This is a genomic window from Xanthomonas dyei (genome assembly GCF_002939865.1).
In the GTDB taxonomy this organism is placed as follows: Bacteria; Pseudomonadota; Gammaproteobacteria; order Xanthomonadales; family Xanthomonadaceae; genus Xanthomonas; species Xanthomonas dyei.
Window position 1 is genome coordinate 32,398 of sequence record NZ_MDEE01000020.1, and the last position, 16,208, is coordinate 48,605.

The 16,208-nt window shown below is 64.6% G+C and carries 14 protein-coding genes; 5 read left to right on the forward strand and 9 right to left on the reverse strand.

The window, feature by feature from the left end; translation table 11 throughout:
• Positions 1 to 134: 134 nt before the first annotated feature.
• Positions 135 to 377 carry a hypothetical protein gene (locus XdyCFBP7245_RS13905; protein WP_104616178.1) on the reverse strand — a complete coding sequence of 81 codons (243 nt, stop codon included), beginning with the start codon at positions 375 to 377 and terminating at the stop codon, positions 135 to 137.
• 164 nt (positions 378 to 541) lie between these two features.
• On the opposite strand from XdyCFBP7245_RS13905, the gene parE reads away from it, so the two are divergent.
• Positions 542 to 2,431, forward strand: coding sequence for a DNA topoisomerase IV subunit B (parE, locus tag XdyCFBP7245_RS13910; protein ID WP_104611369.1), 1,890 nt, complete (start codon positions 542 to 544; stop codon positions 2,429 to 2,431).
• 300 nt (positions 2,432 to 2,731) lie between these two features.
• Here the strand turns inward: parE and XdyCFBP7245_RS13915 are convergent, their stop codons facing one another.
• Positions 2,732 to 3,526, reverse strand: coding sequence for a CDP-diacylglycerol diphosphatase (locus tag XdyCFBP7245_RS13915; RefSeq protein ID WP_104616214.1), 795 nt, complete (start codon positions 3,524 to 3,526; stop codon positions 2,732 to 2,734).
• 135 nt (positions 3,527 to 3,661) lie between these two features.
• Between XdyCFBP7245_RS13915 and XdyCFBP7245_RS13920 the strand changes: the two genes are divergently transcribed.
• Positions 3,662 to 5,164 (forward strand): S10 family peptidase, encoded by a 1,503-nt coding sequence (locus XdyCFBP7245_RS13920; RefSeq protein WP_104616179.1) that lies wholly within the window; start codon positions 3,662 to 3,664, stop codon positions 5,162 to 5,164.
• 61 nt (positions 5,165 to 5,225) lie between these two features.
• On the opposite strand, the gene XdyCFBP7245_RS13925 is transcribed toward XdyCFBP7245_RS13920, so the two are convergent.
• The 3 genes from XdyCFBP7245_RS13925 to XdyCFBP7245_RS13935 all read right to left on the reverse strand — a co-directional run bounded on the left by XdyCFBP7245_RS13925 (position 5,226) and on the right by XdyCFBP7245_RS13935 (position 7,859).
• The gene (locus XdyCFBP7245_RS13925) at positions 5,226 to 5,987 is read right to left on the reverse strand and encodes a YdcF family protein (RefSeq protein WP_104616180.1); all 762 of its coding nucleotides are present in this window, start codon (positions 5,985 to 5,987) and stop codon (positions 5,226 to 5,228) included.
• A 108-nt stretch (positions 5,988 to 6,095) separates the two neighbouring features.
• Positions 6,096 to 7,223 carry an inorganic phosphate transporter gene (locus XdyCFBP7245_RS13930; protein WP_104616181.1) on the reverse strand — a complete coding sequence of 376 codons (1,128 nt, stop codon included), beginning with the start codon at positions 7,221 to 7,223 and terminating at the stop codon, positions 6,096 to 6,098.
• 9 nt (positions 7,224 to 7,232) lie between these two features.
• On the reverse strand, positions 7,233 to 7,859 hold the full coding sequence (locus XdyCFBP7245_RS13935) for a DUF47 domain-containing protein (RefSeq protein ID WP_005992439.1): 627 nt from the start codon (positions 7,857 to 7,859) through the stop codon (positions 7,233 to 7,235).
• A gap of 274 nt (positions 7,860 to 8,133) precedes the next feature.
• Between XdyCFBP7245_RS13935 and XdyCFBP7245_RS13945 the strand changes: the two genes are divergently transcribed.
• Positions 8,134 to 9,474, forward strand: coding sequence for a hemolysin family protein (locus XdyCFBP7245_RS13945; protein WP_104616182.1), 1,341 nt, complete (start codon positions 8,134 to 8,136; stop codon positions 9,472 to 9,474).
• Entirely contained in the window at positions 9,458 to 10,129 is a 672-nt protein-coding gene (locus XdyCFBP7245_RS13950) for an exopolysaccharide biosynthesis protein (protein ID WP_170068649.1), read from the forward strand. The genes XdyCFBP7245_RS13945 and XdyCFBP7245_RS13950 overlap by 17 nt, the downstream gene beginning before the upstream one ends.
• Positions 10,130 to 10,417: 288 nt before the next feature.
• On the opposite strand, the gene XdyCFBP7245_RS13955 is transcribed toward XdyCFBP7245_RS13950, so the two are convergent.
• The 3 genes from XdyCFBP7245_RS13955 to XdyCFBP7245_RS13965 form a co-directional block, all read right to left on the reverse strand.
• A complete protein-coding gene (locus tag XdyCFBP7245_RS13955) occupies positions 10,418 to 10,807 on the reverse strand; it encodes a hypothetical protein (RefSeq protein ID WP_146091675.1) in 390 nt (129 codons plus the stop codon).
• A 227-nt stretch (positions 10,808 to 11,034) separates the two neighbouring features.
• A complete protein-coding gene (locus tag XdyCFBP7245_RS13960) occupies positions 11,035 to 11,535 on the reverse strand; it encodes a pyridoxamine 5'-phosphate oxidase family protein (protein WP_010363632.1) in 501 nt (166 codons plus the stop codon).
• A gap of 60 nt (positions 11,536 to 11,595) precedes the next feature.
• Positions 11,596 to 12,597, reverse strand: a complete 1,002-nt coding sequence (locus tag XdyCFBP7245_RS13965) for an LLM class flavin-dependent oxidoreductase (RefSeq protein ID WP_104616184.1) — start codon at positions 12,595 to 12,597, stop codon at positions 11,596 to 11,598.
• A gap of 416 nt (positions 12,598 to 13,013) precedes the next feature.
• Between XdyCFBP7245_RS13965 and XdyCFBP7245_RS13970 the strand changes: the two genes are divergently transcribed.
• Positions 13,014 to 14,417, forward strand: coding sequence for an MFS transporter (locus tag XdyCFBP7245_RS13970; protein WP_104616185.1), 1,404 nt, complete (start codon positions 13,014 to 13,016; stop codon positions 14,415 to 14,417).
• 45 nt (positions 14,418 to 14,462) lie between these two features.
• Here the strand turns inward: XdyCFBP7245_RS13970 and XdyCFBP7245_RS13975 are convergent, their stop codons facing one another.
• Positions 14,463 to 16,190: an ATP-binding cassette domain-containing protein gene (locus XdyCFBP7245_RS13975; RefSeq protein WP_342352093.1), complete on the reverse strand. Its 1,728-nt coding sequence runs from the start codon at positions 16,188 to 16,190 to the stop codon at positions 14,463 to 14,465.
• Between the last annotated feature and the right edge of the window lie 18 nt (positions 16,191 to 16,208).

Genomic DNA, 16,208 nt, shown 5'->3' on the forward strand with positions numbered 1-16,208 from the left:
GTGACGGGCGAATGCCCAAGGGTTGTGTGACGCCCAGGGCGTCGCACGCTGCATTTGCGCGCCATGGCGCGCAAATGCAGACGCCCCGGCCGAAGCCGGGGCGTCCGTGGAACACGTCGCGCTGCGCGGATGCGTCAGCGTGCGGGCTTCTCTTCTTCCTCTTCCTCACGCGGCGCGCTGTCGGCCTTGGGCTTCTGCGCGGCAGCGGCGGCGCGGCGCTCGGCCTTGCGCTCAGCGTCGGTCTTGGCCTTGGCATCGTCGGCCTTTTGCGCGGTGGCGCCCTGCCCGGTCTGCTGCGGAGCCGCCTGGGCCAGGGCAGGAAGTGCTGCGACCGCGGCCGCACCGAGGGTGAGCATCAGGATGTGCTTGAACTTCATGGCGTCCTCTTTGGCGTCGGTGACATCCTCAGGTGGGGACGTTTGGTTCCGAAACCAACGCCAGGGTAGCCAGTGGTACCCGGCCGCGCACTGAATGCCGGTCGCGTGCAAAAAAACGCCCCAGCCGCCACACTTGTGCGTCGTTTCACGTGCCAGCGAGATGCATGAACACCCGTTATAACGCCGCCGATATTGAAGTGCTGTCGGGCCTGGACCCGGTCAAACGCCGCCCGGGCATGTATACCGACACCGCGCGCCCGAACCATTTGGCGCAGGAGGTGATCGACAACTCCGTCGATGAAGCGCTGGCCGGACACGCCCGGCAGGTCGAAGTCACCTTGTATAAGGACGGCAGCTGCGAAGTGTCCGATGACGGGCGCGGCATGCCGGTGGACATGCATCCGGAAGAGAAGATTCCCGGCGTCGAACTGATCCTGACCCGCCTGCACGCCGGCGGAAAATTCAATAACCGCAACTACACCTTCTCTGGCGGCCTGCACGGCGTGGGCGTGAGCGTGGTCAATGCGCTCTCGACCAAGGTCGAGCTGTTCATCAAGCGCGAAGGCAGCGAGCACCGCATGGAGTTCCGCGACGGCATTGCCGCCTCCAAGCTGGAGGTCGTCGGCACCGTTGGCAAGAAGAACACCGGCACGCGGCTGCGTTTCTGGGCCGACCCGAAGTACTTCGACACGCCCAAGTTCAATGTACGTGCGCTGCGCCATCTGCTGCGCGCCAAGGCGGTGTTGTGCCCCGGCCTGACCGTCAAGCTGCACGACGAAGCGACCGGCGAGCAGGACAGCTGGTACTTCGAAAACGGCCTGCGCGATTATTTGAAGGGCGAGATGGCCGAGCACGAGATGCTGCCGGCCGACCTGTTCGCAGGCAGCCTGAAGAAAGACACCGAGATCGTCGACTGGGCCGCCGCCTGGGTACCCGAAGGCGAGCTGGTGCAGGAAAGCTACGTCAACCTGATCCCGACCGCGCAGCACGGCACCCACGTCAACGGCCTGCGTTCGGGCCTGACCGATGCGCTGCGCGAGTTCTGCGACTTCCGCAATTTGCTGCCGCGCGGCGTCAAGCTGGCACCGGAAGACGTGTGGGACCGGGTCACCTTTGTGCTTAGCCTGAAGATGACCGACCCGCAGTTCTCCGGGCAGACCAAGGAGCGGCTGTCCTCGCGCCAGGCGGCCGGCTTTATCGAAGGCGCCGCGCACGATGCCTTCAGCCTGTATCTCAATCAGAACGTGGACATCGGCGAGAAGATCGCGCAGATCGCCATCGACCGCGCTAGCGCGCGGTTGAAGACCGAAAAGCAGATTGTCCGCAAGAAGGTCACCCAGGGCCCCGCCCTGCCCGGCAAGCTGGCCGACTGCATCAGCCAGGACCTGTCGCGCACCGAACTGTTTCTGGTCGAAGGCGACTCGGCCGGCGGCTCGGCCAAGCAGGCGCGCGACAAGGATTTCCAGGCGATCCTGCCGCTGCGCGGCAAGATCCTCAACACCTGGGAAGTGGCATCGGGCAGCGTGCTGGCGTCCGAAGAAGTGCACAACCTGGCCATTGCGATCGGCTGCGACCCCGGCAAGGACGACATCACCGGGCTGCGCTACGGCAAGGTGGTGATCCTGGCCGATGCGGACTCCGACGGCCTGCATATCGCCACGTTGTTGACGGCGCTGTTCCTGCAGCATTTCCCCGCGCTGGTGGCCGCCGGACATGTGTTCGTGGCGATGCCGCCGCTGTTCCGCGTGGACGTGGGCAAGCAGGTGTTCTACGCGCTGGACGAAGAAGAAAAGACCACGCTGCTGGACAAGATCGCGCGCGAGAAAATGAAGGGCCAGATCAGCGTGACCCGCTTCAAGGGCCTGGGCGAGATGAACCCGCAGCAGCTGCGCGAATCCACCATTCATCCGGACACGCGCCGGCTGGTGCAGTTGACCATCGACGACGGCGAACAGACCCGCTCGTTGATGGACATGCTGCTGGCAAAAAAACGCGCGGGCGACCGCAAGCAGTGGTTGGAATCCAAGGGCGACCTGGCGTCGCTGGAAGTCTAAAGTTCTGCAAAAACGCCCTCTCTCAACACAAAGAGGGCAACGTACACGCGTACGCTTCTTGCCCGCGTGTGCGTGGTTAAGCGCCCTCTCTCAGCGTAGAGAGGGCGTAGTACACGCTACCGACGCGCGCGTGGCGCCAAGAGCCTTGCCGCATGCATGGTTGCGCAGGCAAAGCAGATACAGCGATGACCGTGTGCGGTACTGATTTCCGCCATCTCCCGGCAGCGATCCATCTGTTTGAACTGCAATGCATCGCGTTGAAAGACCAGGGCGCGCTGACGAGCTGGTCTAACACCCACCTCAACGCACGCCCGGCAACACCTGCGTTGCACCGGTCACCAGACCACAGGCGTGGTCCTGCACTTCTTCGCCACTGGCGCGGTTACCGCTGCGCGCATCCTGCCGCGTCGCCAGCAGAACGAACCCCGGTCGCCCGTCCTGCAGTTGCGCGCCGGCGACCACCAGCGAGTAATCGCGCAAGCTGGCATCGGCGGCAAGCGCGTCTGCGAGCAGGCGAATCGGATCTTGCTCCAGCGCATCGCCTTCCAGCGTCCTGGCCAGATACATATGGCCCCGCAGTGGCTCGGCCAGGGCATGCCATTTCGGGCCGATCTTCATGCGCTGACGCTGCAGCGCTGCGTACACGTCCGGACGCAGGCAATCGATGTGGATATGCAGTTGCTCCTGCGAGCGCCCGTGCGGCGAGTTCAACGCAAGACTCACGTATTGCCTTGGCAGCGGACGTTGCAATGCCTGCGCCACGAAGCTGCGCGCATCCCAGGCGCTGGCGAAATAATTCGGCGCGTCGGCGCTTAGCAACGCGGGGTCTTCGATTCCACTGACCCGCACGCTGGGCACCAACAAATACTGGAAGCTGCCGTGACGGTCTTTCAACACCACCGCCTGGCGCGCCGGATCCGACCACACGGCGGCGCAGTCGGGTGACCGCGGCGCCTCTGCCAGGCAGCGGGTGGAGACGATGCGCCACAACGCATCCGGGTCGCTGGCATGGCGCACCGGTGCAGGTGGCGCTGCCGCGCAGCCTGCCAACAACAGCGCCACGGCACATGCATAGCGAACGGCGCCAGGCCTCATCTGCAGCTCGATCACCAGGGCGCGCCATGATAGCGACCCGGCATCGGTGAGCGCGACAGCCATGTCTTTTTGCACATCCACCGCGCGACGCCGCGGCCTAGCATCGGCGTTCTTCCGTTCCAATGCCGATTGCCCATGCCCTCCTTGTTCCATACCGGCCTGCTGGCCTGCCTGCTGTTCGGCGTGTCGGCATTCGCCGCCGCGCAGGACAGCAAGACCGATTCCAAGCCTGACGCCAAGGCCGATACCGCTGCGAGCAAACCCGCACCGCTGCCGGCCGATGTCAGCGTGCGCCAAAGTACGCGCCTTGCCGAGCGAACGCTGAGTTACACCGCCACCGTCGGCACGTTGCCGGTGCGCGATGCGCAGGGCAAGACCACCGGCGAGGTGGTATTCACCGCTTATACCGTGGACGGCAAGGACCGCCCGGTGACCTTTGCCTTGAACGGCGGGCCGGGCGCGGCGTCGGTCTATCTGAACATGGGTGCGATCGGGCCGAAGGTGGTCGCCTTCGGCGCCGAAGGCGACAGTGCATCTGCGCCGGCGACCTTGCGCGACAATCCGGGCACCTGGCTGGACTTCACCGACCTGGTGTTCATCGACCCGGTCGGCACCGGTTTCAGCCGCGCACTGATCGGCGATGACGAGGCCAAGAAGCAGTTCTACAACCCGCAGGCCGACGTCGAGTATCTCTCGCGTGTGATCTACGATTGGTTGCTGAAGAATCGCCGCCTGCAGACGCGCAAGTATCTGGTCGGCGAAAGTTATGGCGGTTTCCGCGGCCCGCGCATCACCCAGTATCTGCAGACCCGCCTTGGCGTGGCCATGAGCGGTGTGGTGCTGGTCTCGCCGTTTCTCAACCCGACCCTGGACGACAACAGCGACGTCTCGCCGCTGGCGTGGATGCTGACCCTGCCCTCGATCGCCGCTGCGCACCTGGAGCGCCAGGGCCAACTCAGCGACAGCGCGATGCGCCAGGTGATCGACTACACCCGCAGCGACTACGCGGTGGCGCTGATGAAAGGCCGCACCGACCCGCAGGCCAACGAGGCGATGCTGCAGCAGGTCACCCGCATGACAGGGCTGGATCCGGCCTATGTGCGCCGCTCCGGTGGACGCCTGGAAACGCAGGCATATCTGCGCGAAGTGTTTCGCGACAAGGGCAAGCTGGGTAGCCGCTACGACGCCAACGTGACCGCCTTCGACCCGTTCCCCAACGACCCCACGCAGCGCGCCAGCGACCCGCTGCTGGACAGCATCATCGCCCCGACCACCACCGCGATGGTGGACTTCGTCACCCGGATCGTCGGCTGGAAAGTCGATGCCCGCTATCAGGCGATCAATTACGAGGTCAATACGGCGTGGGACTGGGGCGATGAGCTGCGCAAGGGCGCGGTGACGCAGCTGCGTCAGTCGGTGGCGATCGACCCCAAGCTGCGGGTGCTGATCGCACATGGCTGGAACGATCTCTCCTGCCCGTTCATGGGCTCGGTGCTCACCGTGGATCAGATGCCGGCGATGGGCGACCCTAACCGCGTGCAGGTACACGAATATCCGGGCGGCCACATGTTCTACAACCGCGCCGATAGCCAGGCCGCGTTCCGTCGCGACGTCAAGGCGATGTACGAAACGCGCTGAGCGCATGCAGTACCGGGCGTGCGACTCACGCCCGGCGATGAATCAACCGCGTCGTGACGCGTTAGACCGCGCCGGGCGCGGTCGCTTTCACGTTCCAGCCCATCCACTGGTACAGCCGATACCGCGCGATGCCCAGGTATTCGTGCAAGGCGACATCGGCCAGGGTGAAGTTGTAGCTCTGCGGCAGGATCGACCAGGAGGCGGTCAGCCAGTCGGCGCGCACCGGGATGGCATCGATCCCGAAGTGCCGGAAGTACAGCTCGGCGCGGCGCAGATGCGTGGCCGAGGACACCAGAACGACGCGATCGGGCCGGTGCGCGCGCAGCAAGGGCTGACTGAACTGCGCGTTCTGCCAGGTGTTCATGCTGGACGGCTCCATGATCAGATCCGCTTGATCGATCCCCAGCCCGATCAACACGCGCTGATACACCACCGCCTCCGACAGGCCCAGGCCGCGGGCGTCGCCGCCACTGATCTCGATCTTGCAATCGCCGCCGCTGTGCCGGCATTGCCGGTACAGCCGCGCCGATTCGACGATGCGGCCGTAGGCGAACAGATTGGCCTCGGCCACCGCATCGCGGCCTTCCGGACGCACGGTGCCGGCGCCCAGCAGCACGATGACGTTGCGCGCGCCCCACGCATTGAAATCATTGACGCCGGTACGCTGCAGGTTCTGCAGCATCCACGATGGCAGCGGCCCGCAACCGACCGCGAACACCAGCGCCAGGCTGGCCCCGGCCAGCACGCGCGACAACTGCCGCGATCCGCGACGGTCGATCAACCAGGCCAAGCCGAACAACACGCACACCAGGGCAAGCATCATCGCGGAAGGTTCTCACTCAGCACGCGCAGGCAGACCCGGTCACGGCAGATCCCCAGCGCAATAACACCGCAGCGTGACAGCGGCGCGTGACCGCACCGCGACATCGGCTCAGGTCCAGCCAAACAGCTCGAACAGCGTCAGGATCAGATACGCCACACCGCCTGCAGCGGGGATGGTGAGAATCCACGCCCACACAATGCGCTCGATCACGCCAAGCCGCAGCGAGCGAGGGTTCTTGGCAAACCCCACACCCATGATCGCGGTGGAAATGCTGTGCGTGGTCGACACCGGCATGCCGAAATGCGCAGCCACGGTGAGCACGGTGGCCGAGCTGGTTTCGGCGGCAAAGCCGTGGATGGGATGCAGCTTGACCATCTTGTGGCCGAGCGTCTTGATGATCTTCCAGCCACCGGATGCGGTGCCGGCCGCCATCACCACCGCGCAGGTCAGCACGATCCACATCGGGATGCCGTCGCCGGCGGCCAGGCCGGTGCCCGGATGCAGGAACGCCAGCCAGCTCGGCAGGTTGTCCAGTGCACCGGCCGACTGCGCGCCGATCAGGGTCATGGCGATGATGCCCATGGTCTTCTGCGCATCGTTATGGCCATGGGCGTAGCCCATGTATGCAGCCGAGGCGATCTGCGCCTTGCCGAAGAACGCATTGACCCAGCGCGGCCGCGCCAGTCGCCCGATCGGGCCACCGAGCCGCGACATGCCGGCGATGATGGCCCACAGCAGCAGCATCACCACGATACCGAGCAGGAAGCCGGCGATCGGCGAGGTGATCATCGGCACGAACACCTTCCACAACAGCCCCTTGTTCTTGGCCCAGTTGCCGACGCTTTCCGACCAGATCAACGCGTCCCAATTGTTGTGCGCGGCGGCCAGACCGGCGCCGCACAGGCCGCCGATCAGCGCATGCGAGGACGACGAAGGCAGCCCCTTCCACCAGGTGATCAGGTTCCAGATGATGCCGCCCAGCAGCGCGCACAAAATCACCTGCGGGGTGACCTCGACCACGTTGGTGTTGAGCAGTCCCGAAGCGATGGTCAACGCCACCGCAGTGCCGGTCAGGGCGCCGATCAAATTCATGCCGGCGGCCAGCATCACCGCCCAGCCGGGCGACAACACCTTGGTGGCGACGACGGTGGCGATGGAATTGGCGGTGTCGTGGAAGCCGTTGATGAACTCGAACACCAACGCGGCCAGGATCACCACCAGAACAAGGGTAAGCACGCGGCGACCTCAGCTGTTCTTCAATACGATCTGGTACACCACCACCCCTGCCTCGCGGCAACGGTCGATGGCTTTTTCCAGGATCTCGAAGAACTCCTTGAGCAGGAACATCTGCAGCGTGTCCAGGCGGCCGGAATAGATGTCGCGGTACAGCTCGAGCATCAGGCGGTCGGCCTCGTTTTCCAGCGTGCGCAGCTTGTCGTTGAGCGCAGTCATGCGATCGATGTTCATCTGCGGCAGGTCGGTGACCATTTCCACCACTACCGCGGCGGCCTGCTCCAGCATCGCCGCGCGCGGAGCGAAGTCGATGTGTTCCAGGTGCTTGGTGGCCAGCGAATAGCGGTCGGCGAATTTTTCGACCTGCTTGGGAATCTTGTACAGCGCCGAGCCCAGCGCTTCGATGTCTTCGCGCTCGATCGGGGTCATGAAGCTGTCCACCAGCGCCTGGCCGATCTTGTCGGAGGCGGCGCGTTCGCGCAGGCGGGCCAGCTTGAAGGCGTCCAGCGCCGGTTGCCGGTCGGACGTGCGCATCATGGCGTGCAACGCCTTGGTGCTGTCGTAGGCGGCCTGCGCCGCTTCGTTCAGAAGCGCATAGAACTGCTTGCCGGAGCCGAAGATGGTCTGCAACGAGAACATGGGTGGAAAACTTCCTGCCGTCGAGGGAGAGACGGGCGCCAAGGACGAATTATGACCGTTCCATGACCTGTCTGGGTATATCGGCACCGCGCGCGGCCTTCACACCGGCATTTCCCGGCTCGAATCACCCTGCGATTTGCTAACATGCCCCCGCGCCTTCGGGCGCACCCTATGGAAGACGACCCTATATTTCCGCGTTGCCGCCCCGCCTTCGCGCGCGCCGGCCAACCCCGTGCTTGCCCGCCCTCCCCTTCACTGACCGGGGAAGACGCCCGTGGTTGAGTTTCTGATCGTCATCGCACTGATCGTGTTGAACGGCTTCTTCGCCATGTCGGAGATGTCGCTGATGACCTCGCGCAAGAGCCGCCTGAAGCAGATGGCCGGCTCCAGCAAGCGCGCCGCGCGGGCGCTGGCCTTGGCCGAGAGCCCGGAGAACTTCCTGTCCACGGTCCAGATCGGTATCACCTCGATCGGCATCCTGACCGGCCTGTTCGGCGGCGAAGCCATCGGCGAGGCGATCGGCGAGCGGCTGCAGCTGGCCTTCCCTGCGCTGTCGGCCACTTTCTCGTTGGTTGGCGACCCCAAACCGTATTCGGCAGTGATCGGCAGCACCCTGGCGGTGGCGCTGATCACCTTCCTGACGCTGATCTTCGGCGAGCTGGTGCCCAAGCGGCTGGCATTGCGCAACTCCGAAGATATCGCCGGTTTTGTCGCGGTGCCGATGACCTGGCTGGCCAAGATCGCCGCGCCCGGGGTCTGGGTGCTGGCGCGCTCCACGCGCTTGGTGCTGCGCATGTTGGGCATGGGCAAGGACGAATCGGCATCGATCACCGAAGAAGAGATCCGCATGCTGGTAGCCGAAAGCCACGAAGCCGGCGTGATCGATGCGCACGAGCGCGACATGATGAACCGGGTGATGCGCCTGGGCGACCGCACCGCCGACAGCCTGATGACGCCGCGCAACCGCATCGCCTGGCTGGATGCCAATGCCGAGCCGGAACGCAACCTGCAGATGATGCGCGAGCACGAGTTCTCGCGTTACCCGGTGTATCGCAGCAGCGACCAGGACATTGCCGGCGTGCTGGAAGTCAAATCGCTGGTCACGCGCCTGGGCGGGCACGGCGAGAACCTGTTCCAGGCACTGCGCGATACCTTGTTCGTGTCCGAGTCCACGCATGCGATGAAGCTGCTGGAGATCTTTCGCGAAGAACAGCAGTCGATGGCGTTGGTGGTGGACGAATACGGCGAAATCCGCGGGCTGGTCACCATCAGCGACCTGATGGGCGCGGTGGTCGGCCGTCTGCAGGCGGTGGAAAACACCGACGAAGACGCGCTGGTGATCACCCGTGCCGATGGCTCGCTGCTGATCGACGGCTCGCTGCCGGTGGAAGAATTGCGCGAAGTGCTGGGCGCCGAACTGCCGGAAGCCGACGAAGGCGATTACCACACGCTGGCCGGGCTGTGCATTTACTACTTCGGACGCATTCCGCAGGCTGGCGAATTCTTCGATTGGGCCGGTTGGCGCATCGAGATCGTGGATCTGGATGGCGCGCGTGTGGACAAGCTGCTGTTGAGCCGCATCGGCGACGAGGACAGCGATGACATCGTCGGATAACGGCGTTCCGCCATCCGACGCGTCCGGCGGCGAGCAGATGCGGTACCGCAATGAAGGCATCCGCAGCTTGCTGGCGGCCTTCAGCGGTGGCGACCCGGAGCAGGTGCTGCGGGTGCGCGAGATCCTGGCCGACCTGCAGCAGAGCGCGTTCGGGGTGTTTTTGTTTCTGGCGATCCTGCCGTCGTTCATCCCGATTCCCGGCGTGGCAGGCGGAATCAGCGGGCCGCTGACGGTGCTGATCGGCGTGCAGATGATGTGCTGCCTGCGCAAGCCGTGGGTGCCGGCCTTTATCGGCAACCGTGGGCCGCGGCGACGCACCAGTCAGCGTTTCGTGGCGAAACTGGCACCGACATTGCAGCGGTTGGACCGCCTGCTCAAGCCGCGTTTGCACGGCATGCTCGATCGGAGACCGGCGCAGATGTTCACCGGCTTGCTGCTGGTGCTGGTCGGTATCTTGCTGACGCTGCCGATCCCGTTTACCAACTATCTGTTCGGCCTGATCCTGCTGCTGTTTGCGCTGGCCTTGCTGGAACGCGATGGCGCGTTGATGTTGGTGGGCTGGGCGGCGGCGCTGGTGTCGATCGCGGTATTCGGGATCACCTCGGATCAGTTGGTGGACCTGATTCGTGGCTGGTGGCCCGTGGCGTGGCGTTGAGTTCTACCGTCGAGTGCGCGCCGGATTGGGCTTGCTGGCGCTGACGGATCACCTCTGATGCTGGAATGGGTGACACTTCTTCGCTGGCGAACGCTGGTTGGGATGTTCGTTCAACGTCGACGTTACTGGCGGACGTACCCTCACCCCAACCCCTCTACCGCAGGAGGGGGCTAAAGCACTTGGCGGGCGGTTGAGCGATCCTGGGTTGCGGTGGTGTCGTGATACACACCATGCGGATAACGCCTGAATTAATCCGAGCCGCGAAGCGGGTTCGGCTTGAATGAATTGTTAGACCCCACTGCCACCATACGTACTCTGGCATACCGGACACATATGGCTAGCCAAGTCTTCTAACGTTTTGGATACTGGAACCAAGCGGATTGTTTTACTCGAATTATCGTAGCAGCCGGAGCAAAACGGACCTTCACCGTCTTGCTTGAAGTACGCGCCGTTCTTGAACTCAAGGGTAGGCGTAGATTGCTTGACGGCCAACCGCGTTTTGAGGTTTGTGTTCTCCTCCACGACACTGGCCAGCTCGGATTTAAGCTTTGCGAGCTCCAACCCGAGGTCGGCAAGCGCGTTGCTGAACTCTGCGTTCTCAATGTTCTTGTTTATCTCTCTGAGGCGCGAAACAAGTTGCATTGATGTTGCTACTGCCGCGAATACGGTGGCTGCCATTGAAGTTCCTTATGGGGTCTAACGCTGCGTTAGTAGGCGACACGTTGCGCTACAGGCGAACCAGACGACCAATGCGGCGATTGGTTTTCGCCGCACTTAGAAGGACCGAGCGCCTAGAACGCCCGATCGGCGTACTAAAGACAAGCCTTGGTCATTGGATCGGGACTTGTCGCTTACGTCCGGTCCTGGTGCTCAGATCAGGGCTTGGCGCTTACGTCAGGTCTTGCTTACTTCAGATCGACCACGCGGTTGTCCGAGAGGCTGGCGGTATCGTCGGTGACGGCGGTCATGACGAAATACAGCGCCTTGCCCAGCAGGCCGCTGGGGCCGTCCCAATACTCTGCCGACTCGGCACGCACGTGGATCAGACGCAGGTTGGGGTCGTCCTTGCCGCCGGGGAAAAACACTTTCATTGCCGGCGACCACAACGCGTCGATCTTGGCGCGGTCGTGCACCACGCGGGCGGTGCCGGCGACCGACACATAGGTATTCTTGGATGCCGAGGCGTAGGCCACATTGACGCGCGGGTCGGCGGCGATTTCCGCCACTTTCGGGCTGTCGGCGGCGGTGGCGAACCACAGGTCGCCGTCGAACTCGACTTCCTGCGTGCCCAGCGGGCGGCTCACCAACTTGCCGTCCGCCGAGACGGTCGTGAACATCGCAATGTCCACGCCGCGAATCAATTCCGCCAACTGCTTGATGCTCTCGCTACGTTCCTGAAATTGCATGCGTGTTTTCCCAATGGAGATGCACGCATCTGAGCGGATTGCCGCGCAAAGCGACGTGAATCACGCCGTGGTCACGTCCAGCTCGCGGACCGCTTCTGCCGCGATCTCGAACGAACGCAGGCGCGCGGCGTGGTCGTAGATGTTGGCGGTGAACAACAACTCATCCGGGCCGTGACGATCGATAAAGGCGGCCACGCCCTGCGCGACCTGGTCGGCATCGCCGAGCACGGTGCATGCAAGGGCACGCTCGACGCCGACCCGCTCATGCGGCTGCCAGAAGCTGCCGATGTCGTCGATGGGCGGCGGGATCTTGCCGGGCTTGCCGCGACGCAAATTGACGAAACTCTGCTGCTGGGTGGTGAACAACCGACGCGCCTGCGCTTGGGTCTCGGCAGCCACCACGTTCAGGGCGAGCATGACGTGCGGCTTGGACAACTGCGCGGACGGGCGGAATTCGCGGCGGTAGATCGCCACCGCCTCGTCCATCGCATCGGGCGCGAAATGCGAGGCGAACGCGAACGACAACCCCATGGCGGCCGCCAGGCGCGCACTGAACAGACTGGACCCCAGCAGCCACACCGGCACGTCGAGCCCGGCACCGGGAACCGCCTGCACCAACTGCCCCGGCACCGCGGGGGCGAAGTAACGCAGCAACTCGGCCACATCCTGCGGGAACTGGTCGGCACTGTCGAAATAGCGGCGCAAGGCGCGCGCGGTGGGTTGATCGGTTCCGGGCGCGCGGCCCAGGCCCAGATCGATGCGCTGCGGATACAGCGACGCCAGCGTGCCGAACTGTTCGGCCACCTGCAGCGGTGCGTGATTGGGCAGCATGATGCCGCCGGAACCGACGCGAATGGTCTTGGTGCCGCCGGCGACGTGGCCGATCAACACCGCCGTGGCGGCGCTGGCAATGCCCGGCATGTTGTGGTGCTCGGCCAACCAATACCGATGATACCCCCAGCGCTCGGCGTGTTGCGCCAGATCGAGCATGTTGGCGAAGGCGTGAGTGGTGTCGCTGCCCTCGCAGACGGGCGCCAGGTCGAGCACGGAAATGGGCGTCATCGGACGGCTCCGGAACTGAGTGATGTGCAAGAGATGGGGCTGCCCGAGCGGCATTGCCAGCCGCTTGCCTGACGCTGACAGGATTACAGCATTCCAGCAGCCGAACACCGGGTGCGGCGGAGGCTTGCGTCATCGAGCGCGGCTGACAACCCAATGTGCGGAAAGTCGTCAGCTGGATGTGGACGGCTCACAAGGACCGAAGTGCACGGTGGTCCCATGCCGCACCTGGCACCAGCCGCGCCCGCCTAACGGCAGCACAGTCGTTTTATCGACCGCTCTATGGACAGATGGCCGCGCCGCTGCAGCAGGGATGCATCGACCAAGGCGCGAACACGTTGCCGGTGCCACGAAGGGCCGGAGCTACCGGATCAGGCCGCTGGCTATGATGCGGGTTGACCTGGCAATGCGAGACAACGATGGCGATGAGCGCCTCAGCCACCCCTGACTCCAGTGCCGCACAGATTGCCGCGCGCATCGACCGACTGCCGGCCAGCGCGACGCTGTGGCGGTTGGTCGGCCTGCTGGCGCTGGGCGGGTTCTTCGAGTTGTACGACCTGTTCCAAACCGCCTACATCAGCCCGGGACTGATTGCCGACGGCATTTTTGCCAAGGGGGCCGATGGGGTGTTTGGGATGTCGGATCAGGCTGCGTTCGCTGCGGCAACGTTTCTTGGCCTGTTCGTCGGCGCCGCGCTGTTGAGTCCGTTCGCCGACCGCTTCGGCCGCCGCCTGGTGTTCACCTTCGCACTGGTCTGGTACACCGCCGCCACCGTGGCGATGGGCCTGCAGAGCATGGCCACCGGGGTCATCGTGCTGCGCTTCGCGGTGGGGATCGGGCTAGGCATCGAGCTGGTGACCATCGATACCTACCTGTCCGAGCTGGTGCCGCGGCACATGCGCAGCGCGGCGTTTGCGTTCGCCTTCTTTGTGCAGTTTCTGGCGGTCCCCACGGTGGCCCTGACCGCCTGGCTACTGGTGCCGCATGCGCCGCTGGGAGTGAGCGGCTGGCGCTGGGTGGTGTTGCTGAGCGGTGTGTTTGCCCTGGCGATCTGGTGGTTGCGCAGCCGCTTGCCGGAATCGGCGCGCTGGCTTGCCGCGCAAGGCCGCCATGCCGAAGCGGATGCGGTGCTGAATCAACTGGAAGCGCGCTGCGTGCGCGATATCGGCGCGCCCTTGCCCGAGCCGCAGCTGGCTGCCGCAGCGCCTGCCGCTCAGGCGCGGGTATCGGCCTTGTGGCAGGCGCCGTATCGCGGGCGCATCGGCATGCTGGTGGTGTTCCACATTTTTCAGGCCATCGGTTTCTTCGGCTTCGGCAATTGGTTACCGGCGCTGATTGCAGCGCAAGGCACCGGTGTCACCAAGAGCCTGGGCTATTCGTTTGCGATCTCGCTGGCCTACCCGCTTGCGCCGCTGCTGTTGCTGCGCTTTGCGCAGCGCTGGGAAAACAAGTGGCAGATCACCGCGTCGGCGCTGGGCGCGGTGTTGTTTGGCGTGCTGTTTTCGCTGCAGCATGACGCCATCGGCATGGTGCTGTGCGGGGCCATGATCGCGTTCTGCAATGCCTGGATGAGCTTTGCCTACCATGGCTATCAGGCCGAACTGTTCCCCACCGGATTGCGTGCGCGGGCAGTGGGGTTTTGCTACTCGTTCAGCCGTCTGTCGACGGCGGTGAGCAGCGTGTTGATCGGTTGGCTGCTTGCGCAGGTCGGCAGCCATGGCGTGCTGACGTTTATCGTGATCAGCATGTCGATCGTGGCGAGCGTGATCGCCGTATTCGGGCCGCGCACGCGCAATCTTGCGCTGGAAGAGATTGCCCGCTAGCGCCTGCGCAGTGGTGTGACAGCTCGGCGATGCGCGCGGCGCACGTCATGCTCCGTAGCGTGTCACCAAGGCCGCGCTCTTGCCCTGCGGCTGCAAAACCGCTGCCTGCCCAAGCGCGATGGTGCGATCGGCGACCGAGGCCAGGCTGGTGCGATGCGAGACCACCACCAGCACGGTGTGCGGCAGACGCTGTCGCAAGGTACACAGCAGCTGATGTTCGGCCTGCGCGTCGAGTGCACTGGTCGCCTCGTCCAGCACCGCCAGGGTCGGCGCGCGCAGCAACACTTGCGCCAACAGCAGGCGTTGCAACTCGCCGCCAGACAGGCGGCTTTCCGGGCCGTTGATCGCTGTCAGCAAGCCATGACCGTCGCGCTGCAGACGCGCGTGCAAACCGACATCGGCCAGCGCCTGCCACATGCGGGCCTCGGTGGCACCCGGCAACGCCCATTCCAGGCAATCGCGCACGCTGCGCTGCCAGGGCCGCACGCCCTGGCCGATGTAGGCGCTGTGCCGGATCAGTTGCCGATAAGCGGCAAAATCCAGCCGACGCCCGCCCATGTGCGCATCGAACGCTGCGGGCGGCGTCTGCCCGGAGAGCACATCCATCAAGCTGCTCTTGCCGACGCCGGAGGCCCCGACGATCAAGGCCATTTGGCCGGGCACCAGCAGCAGCGGGCCGATATCCAGCGCAGGCAACGGCGGCGCCAGCTCGATGCGCTCCACATGCAAGGCGGCCGGCAGCGGCTGCGCTGCGTCGACCGATGCCTGCAAGCGCGTTGCACCCAGATCCACATGGCGCCGCCACAACTGCAGCGCCGGCCAGGCAGAACGCAATTGCTGCACGCTCTGCCGCGTGGTGACCAGATACGGCAACAAACGGCCGAGCAGCAGACTGACAGTGATCAGCGCGGCGCGGTCGGCACCTTGCCACAGATTGGCCAGCACCAAAATACCGGCGATTGCGGCCACGGCGGTGAGTTCCAGGACCAACCGGCTGCTGGCCACCAGTTCCTGCTGCTGCGCGTAGCCTTGCCCCAACCGCGTCGAAATGCGTTCGTAATGCTGCGTTTCGACCGCTTCGCGCTGGAACGAACGCACATGGCGCAGGCGACGCGGGAAATCCTCGCTCAACCAGAACAGCTGCGTCATGTCGGCCACATAGTCGCGGCTGATGCGTGCCTGCGCATCGCTGCTGGACAGGCGCACACCCAACCAGGCCAGCAGCAACAGCAGCGGCGTTGCAAACAGCAGCGCAGGTGCAATCAACGCGGCAATGCACACGCTCACCACTGCAGTGATGCCTGCCACCAACAACTGCAGCACGGCGCTGAAGCCTTGCGTGGCGATCTCGATGTTGTAGGTGAGCACGTTGGCGATCTCCGCCGAGCTGGCGCCAGCCAGTGCCGGTAACGGCGCATCGATCAACGCGGCATGCACACGTCGACGCAGGCCCACTGCATAGCGGCTGGTCAGGCGTGCGGCCAGGCGCGCCCCGCACCAACGTAGCGCAGCGAACAACAGGCTCACCACCACAAACAGGCTCACCTGCAACGGCAGACCACCCGGCAATGCGAGTTGGTAGCCGGCCAACTGCACGCTGTGGCCGGGTTGCACCAGCGGTACCAGGCACACTGCGACGATGCTGCCAACGCATGCGGCGGCCAGCGACAGCACGACGTACAGCGCGACAGCCGGCAGGTCTGCGGGCACCAGCGTGTCGGTAAAGCTGCGCAGCGCCGCTTGCATCCGGACGCTATGTGCGGGCTTATGCATCAGCTGCGCCGCAGGCTT

What these genes read in the sequence shown, in the direction of transcription:
- XdyCFBP7245_RS13905 (WP_104616178.1), bottom strand. Translation starts at nt 377, where the DNA reads ATGAAGTTCAAGCACATCCTGATGCTCACCCTCGGTGCGGCCGCGGTC.
- parE (WP_104611369.1), top strand. Translation starts at nt 542, where the DNA reads ATGAACACCCGTTATAACGCCGCCGATATTGAAGTGCTGTCGGGCCTG.
- XdyCFBP7245_RS13915 (WP_104616214.1), bottom strand. Translation starts at nt 3,526, where the DNA reads ATGAGGCCTGGCGCCGTTCGCTATGCATGTGCCGTGGCGCTGTTGTTG.
- XdyCFBP7245_RS13920 (WP_104616179.1), top strand. Translation starts at nt 3,662, where the DNA reads ATGCCCTCCTTGTTCCATACCGGCCTGCTGGCCTGCCTGCTGTTCGGC.
- XdyCFBP7245_RS13925 (WP_104616180.1), bottom strand. Translation starts at nt 5,987, where the DNA reads ATGATGCTTGCCCTGGTGTGCGTGTTGTTCGGCTTGGCCTGGTTGATC.
- XdyCFBP7245_RS13935 (WP_005992439.1), bottom strand. Translation starts at nt 7,859, where the DNA reads ATGTTCTCGTTGCAGACCATCTTCGGCTCCGGCAAGCAGTTCTATGCG.
- XdyCFBP7245_RS13950 (WP_170068649.1), top strand. Translation starts at nt 9,458, where the DNA reads ATGACATCGTCGGATAACGGCGTTCCGCCATCCGACGCGTCCGGCGGC.
- XdyCFBP7245_RS13955 (WP_146091675.1), bottom strand. Translation starts at nt 10,807, where the DNA reads ATGGCAGCCACCGTATTCGCGGCAGTAGCAACATCAATGCAACTTGTT.
- XdyCFBP7245_RS13960 (WP_010363632.1), bottom strand. Translation starts at nt 11,535, where the DNA reads ATGCAATTTCAGGAACGTAGCGAGAGCATCAAGCAGTTGGCGGAATTG.
- XdyCFBP7245_RS13965 (WP_104616184.1), bottom strand. Translation starts at nt 12,597, where the DNA reads ATGACGCCCATTTCCGTGCTCGACCTGGCGCCCGTCTGCGAGGGCAGC.
- XdyCFBP7245_RS13970 (WP_104616185.1), top strand. Translation starts at nt 13,014, where the DNA reads ATGGCGATGAGCGCCTCAGCCACCCCTGACTCCAGTGCCGCACAGATT.
- XdyCFBP7245_RS13975 (WP_342352093.1), bottom strand. Translation starts at nt 16,190, where the DNA reads ATGCATAAGCCCGCACATAGCGTCCGGATGCAAGCGGCGCTGCGCAGC.